Genomic DNA, 16,639 nt, shown 5'->3' with positions numbered 1-16,639 from the left:
CGGTCTTTGCCCGTGGTGGCGTCCTAGCCCGTGGCGTCCTGGCGCTGGACGGACAGCAGCTGCTCGAGCTGCTCCTCGCGCGCCTGTGCCGCGACGAACAGCAGCTCGTCACCGGCCTCCAGCACATCGTCCTTGTTCGGGGTCAGCACGCGGGTGCCGCGGATGATGGTGACCAGCGTGGTGTCCTCCGGCCACTCCACATCGCCGACCCGGGTGCCCACCAGCGCCGCCTCCGGCGGCAGCGTCAGCTCCACCAGATTGGCGTCGCCGTGGCTGAAGCGGAGCAGCCGCACCAGATCGCCGACGCTCACCGCCTCCTCGACCAGCGCCGACATCAGACGCGGGGTGGAGACGGCGACATCGACGCCCCACGCCTCGTTGAACAGCCACTCGTTCTTGGGGTTGTTGACCCGGGCGACCACCCGGGGCACCCCGTACTCGGTCTTGGCGAGCAGCGAGACGACCAGGTTGACCTTGTCGTCACCGGTGGCCGCGATGACCACGTTGCAGCGCTGCAGCGCCGCCTCGTCCAGAGAGGTGATCTCGCACGCGTCGGCCAGCAGCCACTCGGCCTGCGGCACCCGCTCCACCGAGATGGCGGTCGGCGCCTTGTCGATGAGGAGCACCTCGTGCCCGTTCTCCAGCAGCTCGCTCGCGATGGAACGCCCCACGGCGCCCGCACCCGCAATGGCAACCCTCATCGGTTCGCCTCCTCAGGCCCCTTTTCGAAGGCTGCCTCGACCTTCTCCACCTCGTCGGTGCGCATCATCACATGCACCAGGTCGCCCTCCTGCAGCACCGTCCCGGAGGTCGGCAGCATCGCCTCGCCGAGCCGGGTGAGGAACGCGACCCGCACTCCGGTCTCCTCCTGGAGCACGCTGACCTTGTGGCCCACCCATGAGGGGGAGATGTGCACCTCGGCGAGCTGCACCCCGCCGCTGGGGTCCCGCCAATGAGGCTCCGCGCCGGACGGCAGCAGCCGCCGCAGCATCTGGTCGGCGGTCCAGCGCACCGTGGCCACGGTCGGGATGCCGAGGCGCTGGTAGACCTCGGCCCGGCGGGGGTCGTAGATACGGGCCGCCACGTTCTCCACCCCGAACATCTCGCGGGCCACCCGGGCCGCGATGATGTTGGAGTTGTCGCCGCTGCTCACCGCGGCGAAGGCCCCGGCCTCCTCGATGCCCGCCTCGCGCAGGGTGTCCTGGTCGAAGCCGACGCCGGTCACCCGGCGCCCGCCGAAGCCCCCGCCCAGGCGGCGGAAGGCGGTGGGGTCCTGGTCGACGACCGCGACCGTGTGCCCCTGTTGCTCCAGGGTCTGGGCGAGGGCCGCGCCCACCCGGCCACAGCCCATGATCACGATATGCATGCGTCTTACCCCGCACTCCAGATGACCGTGCCGACCTGCGCAAACACCCTGCTCACATCTTCCTTCCAGGACCTACGGGGCGACAGCGGGGCGGGGCCCCGATGCCGGTGCCCGGGGACGACGGGAGTCGGCCGCCGCGGCACCTGTCCCCACCGTATCCGTACCGGCGGCCCGTTCCCCCGTCCGCGCGCGACGGCCGGGAGATGAACGTGGTGACGTACGACATAGCGGGAAAGTTCCCGCGATGATCGGCGATGCGGGGAGGCGGTCGGAGGTGATCGCAGACGTGCCGGGAGGGAGGGGACAGGGAAGGGCAACGATCATTTCCGGTTGCGGACGCGGAGTGAAAAGGCTGTTGGTGATCAGCCTCGACCACTACGGTGGGCCCGGGTTACGGCGCTTCACCGGTGGTCGCGACCCTTCATCTTTGCCTGAAATCCCGGATCTTCACCGAAACCACATGACAAATGCCGAGCGAATGCCGCTGGTTCGAACTTTGTCACGGGCGTCGGATACTAGGTCACGACATGGCTAAGATGATCGCCGTATTCCGTTTCCGGACGGGACATCAGGGCTCTGAATCGTTCCTTCCGCGCCCGCGTTCTTCTGCACGAGGTTCCTGATGACTGATCACATAACGGAGGCGGTGAGCTGGTGTCTGGCCGCCGCGCTTCTCGTCGTCCTGGTGCTTCTGATCCGCCAGCGGCAGATCACCGCCGGAGTCCGCAGGCGCAACGCCACTCTCGAGGACAGTCTGCGGTCCCGTGACGAGGAGGTGCAGCACCTCGTCGACGTACGCCTCCCCTCGATCGCCGATGTGCTGAGCCAGCCCGGCCCGCTGCCGGGCCTGCGGGACGAGAAACTGGCCGGTACGGCCTTCGCTCAGAGCCTGCACGCCGTCATGGAACAGTTCACCCGCGCGGTGGACAAGGCGCAGACGCGCGCCGACGCCTCCGCCAAGGCGGCGCTCAAGGCGTCCATGCGAGCCGTCCAGGGACTCGCCAACGAGCAGCAGGTGTCCATCTCCGAGATGCAGGAGCGGCACGACAACCCCGATGTGCTGCGGGACCTGCTGGAGATCGACCACGCCAACGCCCAGTTCGGCCGGCGCGCCCAGGCCATCGCCGTGCTCTGCGGCTCCTGGCCCGGCCGTCAGCGGCTGGCCTCCTCGCTGACCGATGTCGTCCGCGGCTCCAAGTCGCGTATCCGCGACTACCAGCGGGTGCAGGTGCACGCGCTGATCGACGTCGCCGTGGTGAGCCGGGCCGTGGAGCCCATCGTGCTCGCGGTCGCCGAGCTGCTGGACAACGCCGCCCGCCACTCGCAGCCCAACACCTCCGTGGAGGTCAGCCTCCAGCCGGTGCACAACGGGGCCTGCATCGTGATCGACGACGCCGGTGTGGGCATGGACGGCCTGGAGGTCCAGCGGGCCGCCGCCCTGCTCTCCGGCCAGCGCGCCGTGGACGTCTCCCGGCTCGGCGATCCGCCGCAGTTCGGCTTCGCCGTGGTGGGCCTGCTGGCCGCGCGGTACGGCTTCAGCGTCTCGGTGGACACCCGGTCCCCGTACGGCGGTGTGCGCGCCGTGCTGTTCCTCCCGAGCGAGCTGCTCACCCATATCGACCCCGACGGACGGCCGGCCACCGCGGCGCAGGACCCCGAGGGCGCCGAGCCGCTGCACACCCTGCCCTCCCGCCGCACCCGCGCCCCCAGAAGAGCGCGGCAGGCGCAGACCGCTCCGGCCGAGGCCCAGACCCCGCCCCGGGCTCAGGTCCCGCCCCAGGCCCCGCCTCCGGCGCCCGCTCCCACCCCCACCCCCGCGCCCGCCCCGGCCCCGGCACCCGCCCCGGCGCCCCAGCCGTCCCTGGGCGACGACGAGGCCACGCGCGTGTACGGCACCACGCAGGGCGGTTTGCCCAAGCGCCGCCGCAGGCAGGCCGCCGCCACCCCGCCGGCCGCCGACTGGCCCATGGGGGCCGGGCGGACCGGCGCCGCCGAATCCGACGACACCGGCGCGCACCGCGCGCGTTCGGCGGAGGAAACCGCCTCGCGGTTGGGCGCGTTCGCGCGCGGCACCCGCTCCGGCCGTGCCGACACCCAGGACTCCGCCCCTCACCATGACGAAGGGAATCGCCAGGCATGAACGACCATCTCAACAACGAGCTCGGCTGGATGCTCGACGAGGTCGTCAAGATGCCGGAGGCACGGCACGCGATCCTGCTCTCCGCGGACGGGATGCTGCGGGCGTACTCCGAGGGCATCGCCCGCGACGAGGCCGAGCGCCAGGCCGCCGCACTCTCCGGGCTGCAGTCGATCAGCCGCTCCACCTCCGAGTTCTGTGATCCGAACGAGACGCCCTGGCAGCAGACGCTGGTCGAGTTCGTCGGCGGGTACGTCTTCCTGATCGCCGCCGGGCCCGGCGCGTATCTGGCGGTCTCGGCCACCGAGGCCGTGGACATGGAGGCGGTCAGCTACCGGATGCAGAAGCTGGTCGACCGGCTCGGCAAGGAGCTCACCAGCCCGCCGCGGCAGGGCCTCCCGCGGCAGGGGATCGGCAGCCACGCATGAGTCCGGGGCGGCGCGAACGAGGGTTGGTACGGCCGTATGTGGTCACCGACGGCCGTGCCTACCCGACTCGCAACACCTTCGACCTGGTGACCCTGGTCATGGCCCACCCCGACCGGCCGCTCACCGGGCTCAGCCCCGAGAAGCGGCGGGTCATGGAGCTGTGCCTGGGCGGCGCGCTCTCGGTGGCCGAGGTCTCCGGGTACCTGGAGCTGCCCGTCAGCGTCACCAAGGTGCTGCTCGGTGACCTCGTGGACAGCGGCCACGTCTCCACGCGGTCCCCGATCCCCGCCGCCGACCTCCCCGACACCCAGCTCCTGCAGGAGGTGCTCGATGGACTCCGCGCTCGCCTCTGACGACAAGGCGGTCTATCTGCCCCATACGGTGCGGGTGGCGGCGAAGATCCTGGTCGTCGGACACTTCGCCGTCGGCAAGACGACCTACGTGGGCTCGCTGTCCGAGATCCGGCCGCTGCGCACCGAGGAGACGATGACGCAGGCCGGTGCGCTCATCGACGACCTGCGGGGCACCGAGGACAAGACGACCACCACCGTCGCCATGGACTTCGGTCGGCTCACCCTCAGCGAGTCCCTGGTGCTCTATCTGTTCGGCGCGCCGGGACAGCAGCGCTTCACCCGGCTGTGGCGGGACATGACGAACGGGGCGCTGGGCGCGCTCGTCCTGGCCGACACCCGGCGGCTGGAGCAGTCCTTCCCGGTGATGGCCGTCCTGGAGGAGCACGGACTGCCGTACGCCGTCGCCGTCAACCAGTTCGAGGGCTCTCCCCGCTTCGCGGAGCCGGAGGTCAGGGAGGCCCTCGATCTGCTTCCGGAAACCCCCCTGGTGACCTGCGACGCCCGGGACCGGATCTCCTCCACCCACGCGCTGATCGCCCTCGTCCAATATCTACAGGCCCGCCAGACCCGTAGTTCTCAGGAGATTGTGTGACCGACCGTCCAGCCGCCGGCCCCGTTCCTCCACCGGGCTGCCCCGCGCACGCGGGCCCCGCCGAGGCCGTGGGCGACACCGGGCAAAGCGCGGCCGTACCGATGTACGGTCCTGAGTTCGCCGCCGACCCGCGCGGCACCTACGCGCGGATGCGCGCCACCCATGGGCCGATCGCACCGGTCGAGCTCACGCCGGGGGTGTACGCCTCGCTGGTCACCAGCTACCCGCTCGGCCTGGAGATCCTGCGCGACACCGAACGGTTCGCCAAGGACCCGCGCGGCTGGCGGGCCATGCAGGACGGGAGCGTGGGGCCGGACAACCCGGTCGCCCCGATGATGATGTACCGGCCGAACGCGCTGTTCTGCGACGGGGAGGCACACGCCCGGCTGCGCGGGGCGATCACCGACAGCCTGGACCGGGTGGATCCGCACGCCCTCAGCGAGTACGTCGAGCGCAGCGCCGAGACGCTGATCGACGCCTTCGCCTCCCGGGGCGAGGCCGACCTGATCACCGAGTACGCGTCGGTGCTTCCGCTGCTGGTCTTCAACCAGCTCTTCGGCGCGCGCCCCGCGGACGGGCCGAAGCTGGTCGAGACGATGATGAAGCTCTTCGACAGCGGCGAGGAGGCGGCGGCGGCCAACGACGAGCTGCTCCACTGGATCTCCGGCCTGCTGGCGGACAAGCGCCGGCAGCTCTCCGCCGACGTCACCTCCTGGCTGATCGCGCATCCCTCGCAGCTCACCGACGACGAGCTGATGCAGCAGATGATCCTGCTGATGGCGGCCGGTACCGACCCCCAGCAGAACCTGATCGCCAACGCGCTGCGCCTGCTGCTGTCGGACGACCGCTTCGCCGGTGAGCTGTCCGGCGGCAGCATGCCCGTCCAGGACGCCCTGGACGAGGTCCTGTGGAACGACCCGCCGATGGCCAACTACGGCACCCGGTTCCCCCGGTACGACTGCGACGTGGCGGGCGTACGGCTGCGCAAGGGCGAACCGGTGCTCATCAGCTACGCCGCGGCCAACCGCGAGACGTCCATGGCCTCCGACCGCCGGTCCGGCAACCGGGCCCATCTGGCCTGGAGCGCGGGCGCCCACCGCTGCCCCGCCGAGCGGCCCGCCCGGGTGATCGCCTCCGTGGCCATCGAGCGGCTCCTGGACCGCCTCCCGGACATGGAGCTGGCGGTCCCCGTCGAGCGGCTGACGTGGCGGACCGGGCCGTTCGCCCGCGCCCTGGCCGCCCTGCCGGTGCGCTTCCCCGCCCAAGCGGTGGCCGTGAACGAGCCGTTCGCGGCGCCCGTGTCCGAGCCGGTCCGATTCGACGAGACCTCTGGAGTCAGCCAATGGAACCCCGTCCCATCGTCCTCGACCCCGCCGGCCGCGACATCGCCGGAGAGGCAGCCCGAGTCGCCGCAGGCGGCGAGGCGACGCTTGTTGAGCTTCCTGACGGCGTGGTGGCGTGGGCAATAACCCGCCAGCGGACCCTCAAGGAGCTGCTGACCGACCCCCGGGTCTCCAAGGACCCCCGGCAGCACTGGCCCGCGTGGATCAACGGTGAGATCTCGCCCGAGTGGCCGCTGATCACCTGGGTCGCCGTCGAGAACATGTTCACGGCCTACGGCGGCGACCACCGGCGGCTGCGCACCCTGGTCTCCAAGGCGTTCACCGCCCGGCGCACCGCCGCCCTGCGGCCGCGCGTCGAGGAGATCTGCACCACGCTCCTGGACGACCTGGCCGCCGCGCCGGGCGAGGTGGTCGACCTGCGCGAGGCGTACGCGTACCCGCTGCCGATTCAGGTGATCTCCGAGCTGTTCGGGCTCGACGACGAGAACCTGCGCGAGCGGATGCGCCGGGTCGTGGACAGCATCTTCCACACCTCCGCCTCCCCGGAGGAGGTCACCGCCACCTTCAACGAGATGTACGCCGTCCTCGGCGAGCTGGTGGCCACCAAGCGCGAGCGGCCCGGCGACGACCTCACCAGCGGGCTGATCGCGGTGCGGGACGAGGAGAGCGGCTCCAAGCTCAGCGAGAAGGAGCTGATCGACACCCTCGCCCTGTTCCTCTCGGCCGGCCATGAGACCACGGTCAACCTGCTGGACAACGCCATCCACGCGCTGCTCACCCGGCCCGAGCAGCTTGAGCACGTCCGGGCCGGCCGGGCCACCTGGGAGGACGTGATCGAGGAGACGCTGCGGCACTCCGCCCCGGTCGCCAACCTGCCGCTGCGCTACGCCGTGGAGGACATCGAGCTGGACAGCGGCGTGGTGCTGCGCAAGGGCGACGCGATCCTGGCCGCCTACGCGGCCGCAGGACGCGATGCGGAGGTGCACGGCGAGGACGCGGACCGCTTCGACGTCACCCGGCGGCTCAAGAGCCACCTGGCGTTCGGCCACGGCGTCCATCTGTGCGTCGGCGCCCCGCTGGGCCGGCTGGAGGCCGCGATCGCGCTCCCGGCGCTCTTCGACCGCTTCCCCGGGCTCACGCTCGCGTCCGGGCAGGAGCCGCTGGAGCCGGTGGAGTCCTTCATCTCCAACGGCCACCGCACGCTGCCCGCGCGCCTGTCCTGATCGCCTCCGGCGCCCTGCTCCCGCCCGCCCCTTTTCCCAGGGGTGGGCGGGTGGGCGGGGGCCCGGGCTACCCCTTACGATCCTCTCCGTGTCCAAACTGACCGACCTCCCGAAACGGATCCTGATCGGGCGGGCCCTGCGCAGCGACAAGCTGGGGGAGACTCTCCTCCCCAAGCGCATCGCGCTCCCCGTCTTCGCTTCCGACCCCCTGTCCTCCGTCGCGTATGCGCCGGGGCAGGTGATGATCGTTCTGTCCGTGGCGGGTGCGTCGGCCTACCACTACAGCCCGTGGATCACGATCGCCATCATCGTGCTGATGTTCACGGTGGTCGCCTCGTACCGCCAGAACGTGCACGCGTACCCCAGCGGGGGTGGTGACTACGAGGTCGCCACCACCAACCTCGGCCCCAAGGCGGGTCTGACGGTCGCCAGCGCCCTGCTGGTCGACTACGTCCTCACGGTGGCGGTGTCGATCTCCTCCGGTGTGGAGAACCTCGGTTCGGCCGTTCCCTTCTTCGTCGAGAACAAGACACTGTGCGCGGTCGGGATCATCCTGCTGCTGACGCTCATGAACCTGCGGGGCGTACGGGAGTCGGGCAAGCTCTTCGCGATCCCCACCTACGTCTTCGTCGGCGGCGTCTTCGTGATGATCCTGTGGGGCGCCTACCGCGGGCTGGTCCTGGGTGACGACATGAAGGCCCCCACCGCGGGCTTCGAGGTCCACGCCGAGCAGACCGGACTGGCCGGCTTCGCGCTGATCTTCCTGCTGCTGCGCGCGTTCTCCGACGGCTGCGCCGCCCTGACCGGCGTCGAGGCGATCAGCAACGGCGTGCCCGCCTTCCGCAAGCCCAAGAGCCGTAACGCGGCGACGACGCTGGCGCTGATGGGCGGCCTTGCCGTGACCATGTTCGTCGGCATCATCACGCTGGCCCTGGTGACCAACGTCAAGATGGCCGAGAACCCCGCGCACGACCTGCTGAAGAACGGCACCCCGCTCGGCGCCGACTACACCCAGAACCCGGTGATCTCGCAGGTCGCGGCCGCGGTCTTCGGCGACGGCTCGTTCTTCTTCGTGGTGCTCGCCGCGGCCACCGCGCTGGTGCTGTTCCTGGCCGCCAACACCGCGTACAACGGCTTCCCGCTGCTCGGCTCGATCCTGGCCCAGGACCGCTATCTGCCCCGCCAGCTGCACACCCGCGGCGACCGGCTCGCCTTCTCCAACGGCATCGTGCTGCTCGCCTCGGCCGCCGCGGTCCTGGTCTACCTCTACGGGGCCGACTCCACCCGGCTGATCCAGCTCTACATCGTCGGCGTCTTCGTCTCCTTCACCCTCAGCCAGACGGGCATGGTGCGGCACTGGAACCGCCACCTGGCCACCGAGCGGGACCCGAACGCCCGCCGCCGGATGGTCCGCGCCCGCGCGATCAACACCTTCGGGGCCTTCTTCACCGGCCTGGTGCTGGTCGTGGTGCTGCTGACGAAGTTCACCCACGGCGCCTGGGTCGCCCTGCTCGGCATGGTCATCTTCTACGTCACCATGACGGCCATCAGGCGCCACTACGACGGCGTCTCCGAGGAACTCGCGGCGGCCACCGAACAGCTCGACGAGGAGGAGGTACGCCCCTCCCGGGTGCACTCCCTCGTGCTGGTCTCCAAGGTCCACAAGCCGACACTGCGCGCCCTGGCCTACGCCAAGCTGATGCGCTCGCACCGGCTGGAGGCGCTGAGCATCAACGTGGACCCCGCCGAGACCAAGGCGCTGCAGCGGGTGTGGCAGGAGCGCGGCATCGATGTGCCGCTGAAGATCCTCGACTCGCCCTACCGCGAGATCACCCGGCCGGTCATCGACTACGTCAAGAGCCTGCGCCGGGAGAGCCCGCGCGATGTGGTCTCCGTCTTCATCCCCGAGTACGTGGTCGGCCACTGGTACGAGCATCTGCTGCACAACCAGAGCGCGCTGCGGCTCAAGGGGCGGCTGCTGTTCACCCCGGGCGTCATGGTCACCTCCGTGCCGTGGCAGCTGGACTCCTCCGAGCTGGCCCGGAAGCGGGCGCGCAAGCGGGCCGAGTGGAACGCCCCGGGGGCCGTGCGGCGCGGCCCGGTGATTCCGGCCAAGCGCGAGAAGGGCGAGAAGGGGCCCAAGGACGAGAAGCCGGGCGTCACCTCGCAGGTTCCCTGACGGTGGGCCCGCAGGCCCGGTACATCAGGGCGTGACGGGGTGAGGGCGGGCGCGACGTAGACTGGTGGGCTGTTGTCCCACCGCGCCCCCTCACCCCCTCTGGAGCCTGAACCCGCCATGCAAAGTGAACCCAAGGCATCGCTGGTCGGCGAGGAGTACGAGGTCGAGGTCGGCCCGGTGGCGCACGGCGGCCACTGCATCGCCCGGACCGGCGAGGGCCAGGTGCTCTTCGTCCGGCACGCGCTGCCCGGTGAGCGGGTCGTCGCCCGGGTGACCGAGGGCGAGGAGGGCGCGCGCTTCCTGCGCGCCGACGCGGTGCGGGTGCTGGACGCCTCCAAGGACCGGGTCGAGGCGCCGTGCCCGTTCGCCGGCCCCGGCAAATGCGGCGGCTGCGACTGGCAGCACGCGGCCCCCGGCGCCCAGCGCAGGCTGAAGTCCGAGGTGATCACCGAGCAGCTCGCCCGGCTGGCGGGGCTCACCCCCGAGGAGGCGGGCTGGGACGGCACGGTCGAGCCCGCGCCCGGCGACAAGGTGGCCCGCGGCGAGGTCCCGGCCTGGCGCACCCGGGTGCAGTACGCGGTGGACGAGCAGGGCCGGCCCGGACTGCGCCGCCACCGCTCGCACGAGGTCGAGCCGATCGACCACTGCCTGATCGCCGCCCCCGGCGTCACCGAACTCGGCGTCGAGAAGCGCGAATGGCCCCAGATCGCCAGCGTGGAGGCCATCGCCGCCACCGGCTCCTCCGACCGTCAGGTCGTCCTCACCCCGCGCCCCGGCGGCCGGTTGCCGATCGTCGAACTGGACCGGCCGGTCTCGGTGCTGCGGGTCAGCGAGTCCCGCGGCCGTGAGCGGACCCGTCTGGTGCACCGTGTCCACGGCCGCCCCTTCGTCCGCGAGCGCGCGGCGGGCCGCACCTGGCGGGTCGGCGAGGCCGGTTTCTGGCAGGTCCACCCCAAGGCGGCGGACGTCCTGGTCGAGGCCGTCATGCAGGGCCTGATGCCCCGCCAGGGCGAGACGGCCCTCGATCTGTACTGCGGGGTCGGCCTCTTCGCGGGCGCGATCGCCGAGCGGGTGGGGGAGCGCGGCGCGGTGCTGGGCATCGAGTCCAGCAAGCGCTCGGTGGAGGACGCCCGGCACAACCTCCAGGACCTGGAGCGCGTCCGCATCGAGCACGGCAAGGTCGAGCAGGTGCTGCCCCGCACCGGGATCACCGAGGCCGACCTCATCGTCCTGGACCCGCCCCGCGCGGGCGCGGGCAAGGAGACGGTGACCCGCCTCGCGGCCCTGGGCGCCCGTCGTATCGCCTACGTCGCCTGCGACCCGGCGGCACTCGCCCGCGACCTGAAGTACTTCCGCGGGGAGGGCTACTCCCCGCGCCGCACGCGTGCCTTCGACCTCTTCCCGGTCACGCACCATGTGGAGTGCGTGGCGGTGCTGGAGCCCACGCGCGAGGGGCGCTGAGGCGGGAGGCTTCGGCCTCGGCGCGCCCGCGCGGCATCAGCCGGGCGGGGCGGCGGCCACTTCCGGGCGGGTCCGGGACGGGCCCCGGGTGAGCGTCCACATCATGGCGCCGCCCGCCACGACGGCGCACAGGTGCAGGGCGATCGCGAGGCCCAACTGCTCGGGGAGCGCGACGTCCGGGGGCGCCGCGAGCGCGACGTACAGCGTGAGGGGCAGTTTCCAGCCGCTCCACGCGAAGAGTGAGCCCGAGCCGAGCCAGCCGAGGACCGACGGCAGCCAGCGGGGGAGCCGTCCGGGTCCTTCGCGGCCCGGTCGTGCCACGGCGAACGCGGCGACCAGCGCCCACGTGCCGCAGATCCCGCACAGCAGGCGCCAGGTGGCCCGGCCCTCGTCGGGGTGGGCGAGCCCGGCGGTGCCGCCCGCCGCCCAGTACAGCCACATCAGCCCGACGGCGGCACCGAGGACCGCGGCCGCCCGGCCGAGTGGTGAGGGCCCGCCGCCCCGCCCGGCGAACGCCTCCGGCCAGCGCCTGCGCAGATAGGCGGGGAGCGCGAGGGTGAGGCCCAGGCCCATGCCGATGAAGCCGAACTGGATCAGGGCCGCCTCCCAGCCGGGCATCTCGGGGTCGTTGTCGCCCCCGGAGGTGTCCGGCTCCGACAGCAGCGAGTCGGCCAGCGCGTACGGCAGCATCGACACCAGGAACCCCGCGCCGACCCAGGCGCAGAACACCACCGGAACCCCGGGCAGCCGCATCCCCCAGGGCCGGGCCAGCGCCAGCCCGAGAGTGATCCCGACGGCCGCCATGCCGACCGTCACGGTGTTGAGCACCACCCACTCGGCGAGCCCGAACCCGGCCCCGACCGGCGCCAGTCCGAGCAGTGAGCCGACCACCCACGACACCTTGATCACGGCATACGGGGCCATGGCGGCGGCGCTTCCGTACGCGGCCGGCCGCCCCATCCGGTCCCACCGGTCCATCGAGCTGCCCTTCCCTGCGCTGCGATCAGCTTCTTCGGTGCGTCGCGCTGGGCGTCGGGGACGGCCTCTCGCGCCGGTGGCCCTCCGCGACGATGTCGCGAAGGGCCACCGGGTCGTTCGGGCGTCCGGGGGAGCGTCAGGTCACACCCGTACGGTCTCGCCCGCCGCATCGGGCTCCTCGGCCCGCCCGGGGCCGGAGACGCCGGGCGTCTCGGGGGAGTCGTGGCGGTGGTTGGGCCACCACGCCTTGGAGCCGAGCATCGCGGTCACCGTCGGCACCAGCAGCAGCGCCATGATGAACGCGGTGAGCAGGATGCCGAAGGCGACGGCGAAGCCCATCTGCTGGAGCATGGTGTTGCTGGCCAGCATCAGCACACCGAAGGTGCCCGCCAGGATGATGGCGGCCGAACCGATCGTCGGCGCCGACTGGGACACCGCGAGCCGGACGGCCTCGGCCGGTGTCTTGCCCTTTCTGACCTCCTCCCGCAGCCGGGCCACCATGAGGATGTTGTAGTCCGTGCCGATCGCCACCACGAACAGATAGACGATGATCGGCAGCATGAAGAGCAGGCCGTTCTCGCCCCGGACGTTCTGGAACAGCCAGACCGTGGAACCCAGGGTCGCGGCGAAGCCGAGGCCGACGGCGAGCATCAGATACAGCGGCGCCACCACGCTGCGCAGCAGCAGGCCGAGGATCAGCATGATGGCCAGGCCCGCGACCGGGAACACCAGCCGGTAGTCGTGGTTGACCGCGTCCTCGATGTCGGCCAGCACCGCGGTCGACCCGCCCACCAGGACCTTGGCGCCCTCGGGCGCGGAGCCGTGCGCGGTGTCCCGCAGTTCCCCGGCGACCAGCTCGATGGCCTTCTCGGAGGCGGGCCGGTACTTCAGCACCACGTTGAACTGGGCCACGTCGCCCTTGGGGTTGAGCACGGCGGGGGAGACCTCGCCGACGCCCTCGACCGCCCCCAGCTTCTGCCGGAATCCGGTCAGCGCCGCGGGGTCCAGCTTGTCGCCGTTCGACTGGACGTACACCAGGCTCGGGTCGGACTCACCGGCCGAGAAGCTCTTCTGCAGATCCGCCATGGCCTGGACGGACTCCAGGTCCTTGGGGAGCGAACTCTCGGTGTCGAATTCGGCCTTGAAGCCGAGCGCGCCCACCGCCAGGGCCGCCAGCACACCGGCGGACACCGCGGCGATCAGCCCGGGACGGCGCGACACCAGGGAGCCGACGCCGTTGGCGAGTCGGTTGCGGGGGACCTTCTTCCACGCCTTGGACGGCCAGAACGCCTTCGTTCCCAGCAGCGAGAACACCGCCGGCACCAGGGTGAGGGCCGCCACCAGCGTCACCGCGACGGAGATCGCCAGCGAGGGTCCCATGGCGCGCATGCTGCCCATCGTCGACAGCACCAGGGCGAGGAAGGCCACGATGACCGCACCGGCCGCCGAGGCGATGGTTTCGCCGACCCGGGTGACCGCGTCGACCAGGGCCTCCTTGGGCTCCTGGCCCTTACGGAGGTGTTCGCGGTAACGGAACAGCAGGAACAGCATGTAGTCCGTGCCGACGCCGAACAGCACCACGATCAGGATCGCGGACACGCTGCTGTCGGCCTCGAGTCCGAACAGATCGCTGGCGGTGGCGATCAGACCCTGGGCCATGATGAACATCACCAGGATCATCAGCACGGGCATCAGCGCGATGAGCGGACTGCGGAAGATGGCGCCGAGCAGCACGATGATCAGGACCAGGGTGGCCATCATGATCATGGCGTCGGTGTCACCCGAGGACTCGATGGAATCGAGGGCAGAAGCCGACGGACCGGTCACGTCGACCTTCAGCGAGGTGCCCTTCAGCAGCTTGTCGCGGTCCGCGCGCAGGTCTTTGATCGACTGCTGGGTGTCCTCGTTGTAGATGTCCTTCTTGGTCAAGTACACGTTGGCCAGCGCCATCTTGCCGTCCTTGGAGACGGCCTCGGGCGTGGTCACCACGGACTTGAAGGTCTTGTACTTCTCGTCCTGGAACCCCGTGGTCGCCTTGGTGACGGCGGCCTTGTCGGCCTCGGAGAGTTTTCCGCCGTCCGACCGTTGGTAGACCAGGATGGCGGCCGCGGTCTCGTGCTGCGGGAACGCCTGCTCCTGGAGCTTGGTCACCCGCACCGATTCGTAGTGCGACGGCAGGAAGTCGGCCTGGTCGGTGCTGGACTTCAGCGGTGGGGCCAGGATGGCCAGGCCGACCGCCGCGATGACCCACATCGCGACGACCAGCCATGGACGGTGGACGGAAAACCGTCCTATTCGGCCGAACATGACGCTCCTTAGGGATTTAAGGTTCCAGTAAAGGGCACGCTAGGACAGCTGTTCCGGCCGCACCATGGGTCCCCGTGGAAATCGACCTGGGGGCTGAGAGCGGCTCCGCCAAAGGGTTTAGGGGAGCGGCCCGCGTATCAGCATCCGTGCTGATGGCACCTCTCGAGCCCCGGGCCGACGGCCACCGTACGAGTCTCCGGTGCCGGTGTGCGGTCGGGCCGTGAAGTGGTGCGGACTGACATGTTGCTGACAAAATTGGGGTGTGTGGCGTCCCGTAGCGGGCACCCCGCCTCCCGCGCCGTCCGCTTCCTGACAAGCCACCCGCCGCGCCTCGCCGAGGCCCCCGCTACGGCTCGACAAGGCGCCCCGCTACGGCTCGTGGAGGGCCGTCTTCGCGGCCTCGACGAAGTCCGTAAGGGCCTGCCAGAACGGGCGGAAGGCGTCGTGGAAGCGCTGCGGCCCCTCCGGTTCGCCGGAGCGGATCGCGCCCAGGGCGCGGTGGAACGGGCCGGTGGCCTTCTGCAGCGCGTTCGCGGCGGTGGCCGCGGCGGCCGGGCCCTCCAGCTCGACCACGCGCACACAGCGGCGCAGCTTGCCGTACTCGTCGCGTTCGCGCTCGGCGAGCTCGGCCAACTCGTCCAACTCATCCAGGAGGGCGGGGCGGCGCCCCGCCTCGGCGGCTCGCTGGACGGCGGCGATCTGCCAGTACAACTCGCCGATGCTGTGGGTCTGTTCGATCAGATCGAGATACGCGCCGCGCCTGCTGTCGCGCAGCCGCTCCGCGCGCTGGGCGAGTACGGCGGTGTCCGCTTGGATCCGGGCGGCCCGGGTGTTGCCGCGGCTGGTGACCCAGCTGGCCAGGACGGCGGTGCCGCCGGTGAGGGCTGCGATCCAGAAGGTGCTGTCAGCCATGGCCCCCCATCCCGTCCGCAACTCCCCGATCTCTGGTCATCCGCCGCCCCTTGGTCATCATGGGCCACCACGGCTATCCCCCGATGGTAGGAAGATACGGAAGGCGTAACGGTTCAGCGGTATGTGCCAGAGATATGTTCCGGAGCATGAGCGCATCCGGGCTCCTGCCCGCCAGGACCGAACTGCGGCCCATCGTCTCCGAGTTGAGGCTGTCGGCCTTCAAGACCCACCGCCGCGCCGCCTTCTCGCTGGGCCCGCTGACCCTGATCTCCGGTCCGAGCGGCAGCGGTAAGTCCGGGGTGCTGGAGGCGTACGCGGCGCTCGCGCGGCTCGCGGGCGGAGCCCGGCTCGCGGAGGTGTTCCGCGACCCGGCCGCCTACATCCCGCGCCGGGCGCGGCCGGACCGGCAGGGGCGGCGCGGCTTCCGCATCGGCTGCACCGTGGACGGCCCGGTCGGGCCCGTGCGGCTCGACGTCGCCGTACAGGCCGAGCCCGAACTGCGCATCGTGGGGGAGCGGATGACGGGGGCGGGGGAGACCCTGCTGGAGACGGCGCTGCGCGACCCGGGGCGGCGCTGTGTCCAGGCCGCCTGGCATACGGCGGGAGCGGTCGCGGTGACCCGCGCTCCGCTGCCCGACGACCGGCTGGCGACCTCGCTGCTGCCGCTGCGGGTCGCGGGCACGACGGAGGGCCAGCGGCTCGCGCTGGCCGCCGCCGAGCAGGTGGTCATCGCGCTGCGCTCGGTCTTCCCCTGCGATCCGCGGCCGGAGCGGATGCGGGCGCCGGCGGTGCCGAGGGACGGGCGGCTGCGTGGCTGCTGCGAGAACCTGGCGGCGGTGCTGCGGCGGACCAGCCGGGAGTGCGGCACGCGCCATGCGGCGCTGGTCGCGGCGGTCCGGGCGGGGTGCGTCGGGCCGGTGGAGGGCCTGGTCACCGAGGGGCACGCGGACGGGGTGGTGCGGGCCCTGGTCGAGCAGGGGGAGCTCGGCGCGATGCCCGTGGAGCGGCTGGGCGACGGGGAGTTGCGGTATCTCGCGCTCGCGCTCGTGCTGCTGACCGGGCCCGGTGTGCTGGCCGTGGACCCGGCGGCCGATGTGCTCCCCGCGCGGCAGGTGCTGACCGTGCTGGCCGACGGTTTCGACCGGTGTCTGGACCGGCGGCAGGCGCGGGAGCTCCTGGGGGTGGCGGCCCGGATGTGCGCACGGGGGCACATCCGGCTCGTGGGGACGGTGGGGGACGTGACGGGGGCGGTCGGGGACGCCCCCGTCACGGTGGTAGACCTGGGTCGTGAGCGAGTCCTATGAGAGCGAGCGACGAACCGACGACCGGACCGGCGGCCGAACCGACGGCCGGACCGACG

General features: G+C 71.5%; 14 protein-coding genes. 9 read left to right on the top strand and 5 right to left on the bottom strand.

The annotated features are described in order from the left end of the window. Positions 1–23: 23 nt before the first annotated feature. The gene (locus tag J5X86_RS34080) at positions 24–701 is read right to left on the bottom strand and encodes a TrkA family potassium uptake protein (RefSeq protein WP_059141661.1); all 678 of its coding nucleotides are present in this window, start codon (positions 699–701) and stop codon (positions 24–26) included. After that, on the bottom strand, positions 698–1,366 hold the full coding sequence (locus J5X86_RS34075) for a TrkA family potassium uptake protein (protein WP_078644257.1): 669 nt from the start codon (positions 1,364–1,366) through the stop codon (positions 698–700). The genes J5X86_RS34080 and J5X86_RS34075 overlap by 4 nt, the downstream gene beginning before the upstream one ends. A 622-nt stretch (positions 1,367–1,988) precedes the next feature. Between J5X86_RS34075 and J5X86_RS34070 the strand changes: the two genes are divergently transcribed. The 8 genes from J5X86_RS34070 to J5X86_RS34040 all read left to right on the top strand — a co-directional run bounded on the left by J5X86_RS34070 (position 1,989) and on the right by J5X86_RS34040 (position 11,082). Continuing rightward, on the top strand, positions 1,989–3,506 hold the full coding sequence (locus J5X86_RS34070; protein WP_208520547.1) for an ATP-binding protein: 1,518 nt from the start codon (positions 1,989–1,991) through the stop codon (positions 3,504–3,506). Further along, a complete protein-coding gene (locus tag J5X86_RS34065; protein ID WP_208520546.1) occupies positions 3,503–3,931 on the top strand; it encodes a roadblock/LC7 domain-containing protein in 429 nt (142 codons plus the stop codon). The genes J5X86_RS34070 and J5X86_RS34065 overlap by 4 nt, the downstream gene beginning before the upstream one ends. Beyond that, entirely contained in the window at positions 3,928–4,284 is a 357-nt protein-coding gene (locus J5X86_RS34060) for a DUF742 domain-containing protein (RefSeq protein WP_059141665.1), read from the top strand. The genes J5X86_RS34065 and J5X86_RS34060 overlap by 4 nt, the downstream gene beginning before the upstream one ends. Then, positions 4,262–4,876 (top strand): ATP/GTP-binding protein, encoded by a 615-nt coding sequence (locus J5X86_RS34055; RefSeq protein ID WP_208520545.1) that lies wholly within the window; start codon positions 4,262–4,264, stop codon positions 4,874–4,876. The genes J5X86_RS34060 and J5X86_RS34055 overlap by 23 nt, the downstream gene beginning before the upstream one ends. After that, positions 4,873–6,345, top strand: a complete 1,473-nt coding sequence (locus J5X86_RS51140) for a cytochrome P450 (protein ID WP_308124803.1) — start codon at positions 4,873–4,875, stop codon at positions 6,343–6,345. Before J5X86_RS34055 ends, J5X86_RS51140 begins: the two co-directional genes overlap by 4 nt. Next, on the top strand, positions 6,327–7,442 hold the full coding sequence (locus J5X86_RS34050; protein WP_308124802.1) for a cytochrome P450: 1,116 nt from the start codon (positions 6,327–6,329) through the stop codon (positions 7,440–7,442). Before J5X86_RS51140 ends, J5X86_RS34050 begins: the two co-directional genes overlap by 19 nt. Before the next feature lie 88 nt (positions 7,443–7,530). Next, positions 7,531–9,621: an APC family permease gene (locus J5X86_RS34045; protein ID WP_208520543.1), complete on the top strand. Its 2,091-nt coding sequence runs from the start codon at positions 7,531–7,533 to the stop codon at positions 9,619–9,621. A 117-nt stretch (positions 9,622–9,738) separates the two neighbouring features. Next, entirely contained in the window at positions 9,739–11,082 is a 1,344-nt protein-coding gene (locus J5X86_RS34040) for a class I SAM-dependent RNA methyltransferase (RefSeq protein ID WP_208520542.1), read from the top strand. A gap of 36 nt (positions 11,083–11,118) precedes the next feature. Here J5X86_RS34040 and J5X86_RS34035 read toward each other — a convergent pair whose 3' ends face one another. The 3 genes from J5X86_RS34035 to J5X86_RS34025 form a co-directional block, all read right to left on the bottom strand. Beyond that, on the bottom strand, positions 11,119–12,060 hold the full coding sequence (locus tag J5X86_RS34035) for a hypothetical protein (RefSeq protein ID WP_208520541.1): 942 nt from the start codon (positions 12,058–12,060) through the stop codon (positions 11,119–11,121). A 141-nt stretch (positions 12,061–12,201) separates the two neighbouring features. After that, positions 12,202–14,367: an MMPL family transporter gene (locus J5X86_RS34030; RefSeq protein WP_208520540.1), complete on the bottom strand. Its 2,166-nt coding sequence runs from the start codon at positions 14,365–14,367 to the stop codon at positions 12,202–12,204. 369 nt (positions 14,368–14,736) lie between these two features. Then, positions 14,737–15,279, bottom strand: coding sequence for a hypothetical protein (locus J5X86_RS34025; protein ID WP_208520539.1), 543 nt, complete (start codon positions 15,277–15,279; stop codon positions 14,737–14,739). A 146-nt stretch (positions 15,280–15,425) separates the two neighbouring features. Here J5X86_RS34025 and J5X86_RS34020 point away from each other — a divergent pair, with 146 nt between their 5' ends. Continuing rightward, positions 15,426–16,583, top strand: a complete 1,158-nt coding sequence (locus J5X86_RS34020) for an ATP-binding protein (RefSeq protein ID WP_208520538.1) — start codon at positions 15,426–15,428, stop codon at positions 16,581–16,583. Positions 16,584–16,639: the final 56 nt, after the last annotated feature.

Origin of the sequence: Streptomyces sp. NEAU-YJ-81 (assembly GCF_017592595.1) — a bacterium.
GTDB classification, from domain to species: Bacteria; Actinomycetota; Actinomycetes; order Streptomycetales; family Streptomycetaceae; genus Streptomyces; species Streptomyces hygroscopicus_B.
This window is presented reverse-complemented; position numbering and strand designations above follow the sequence as displayed.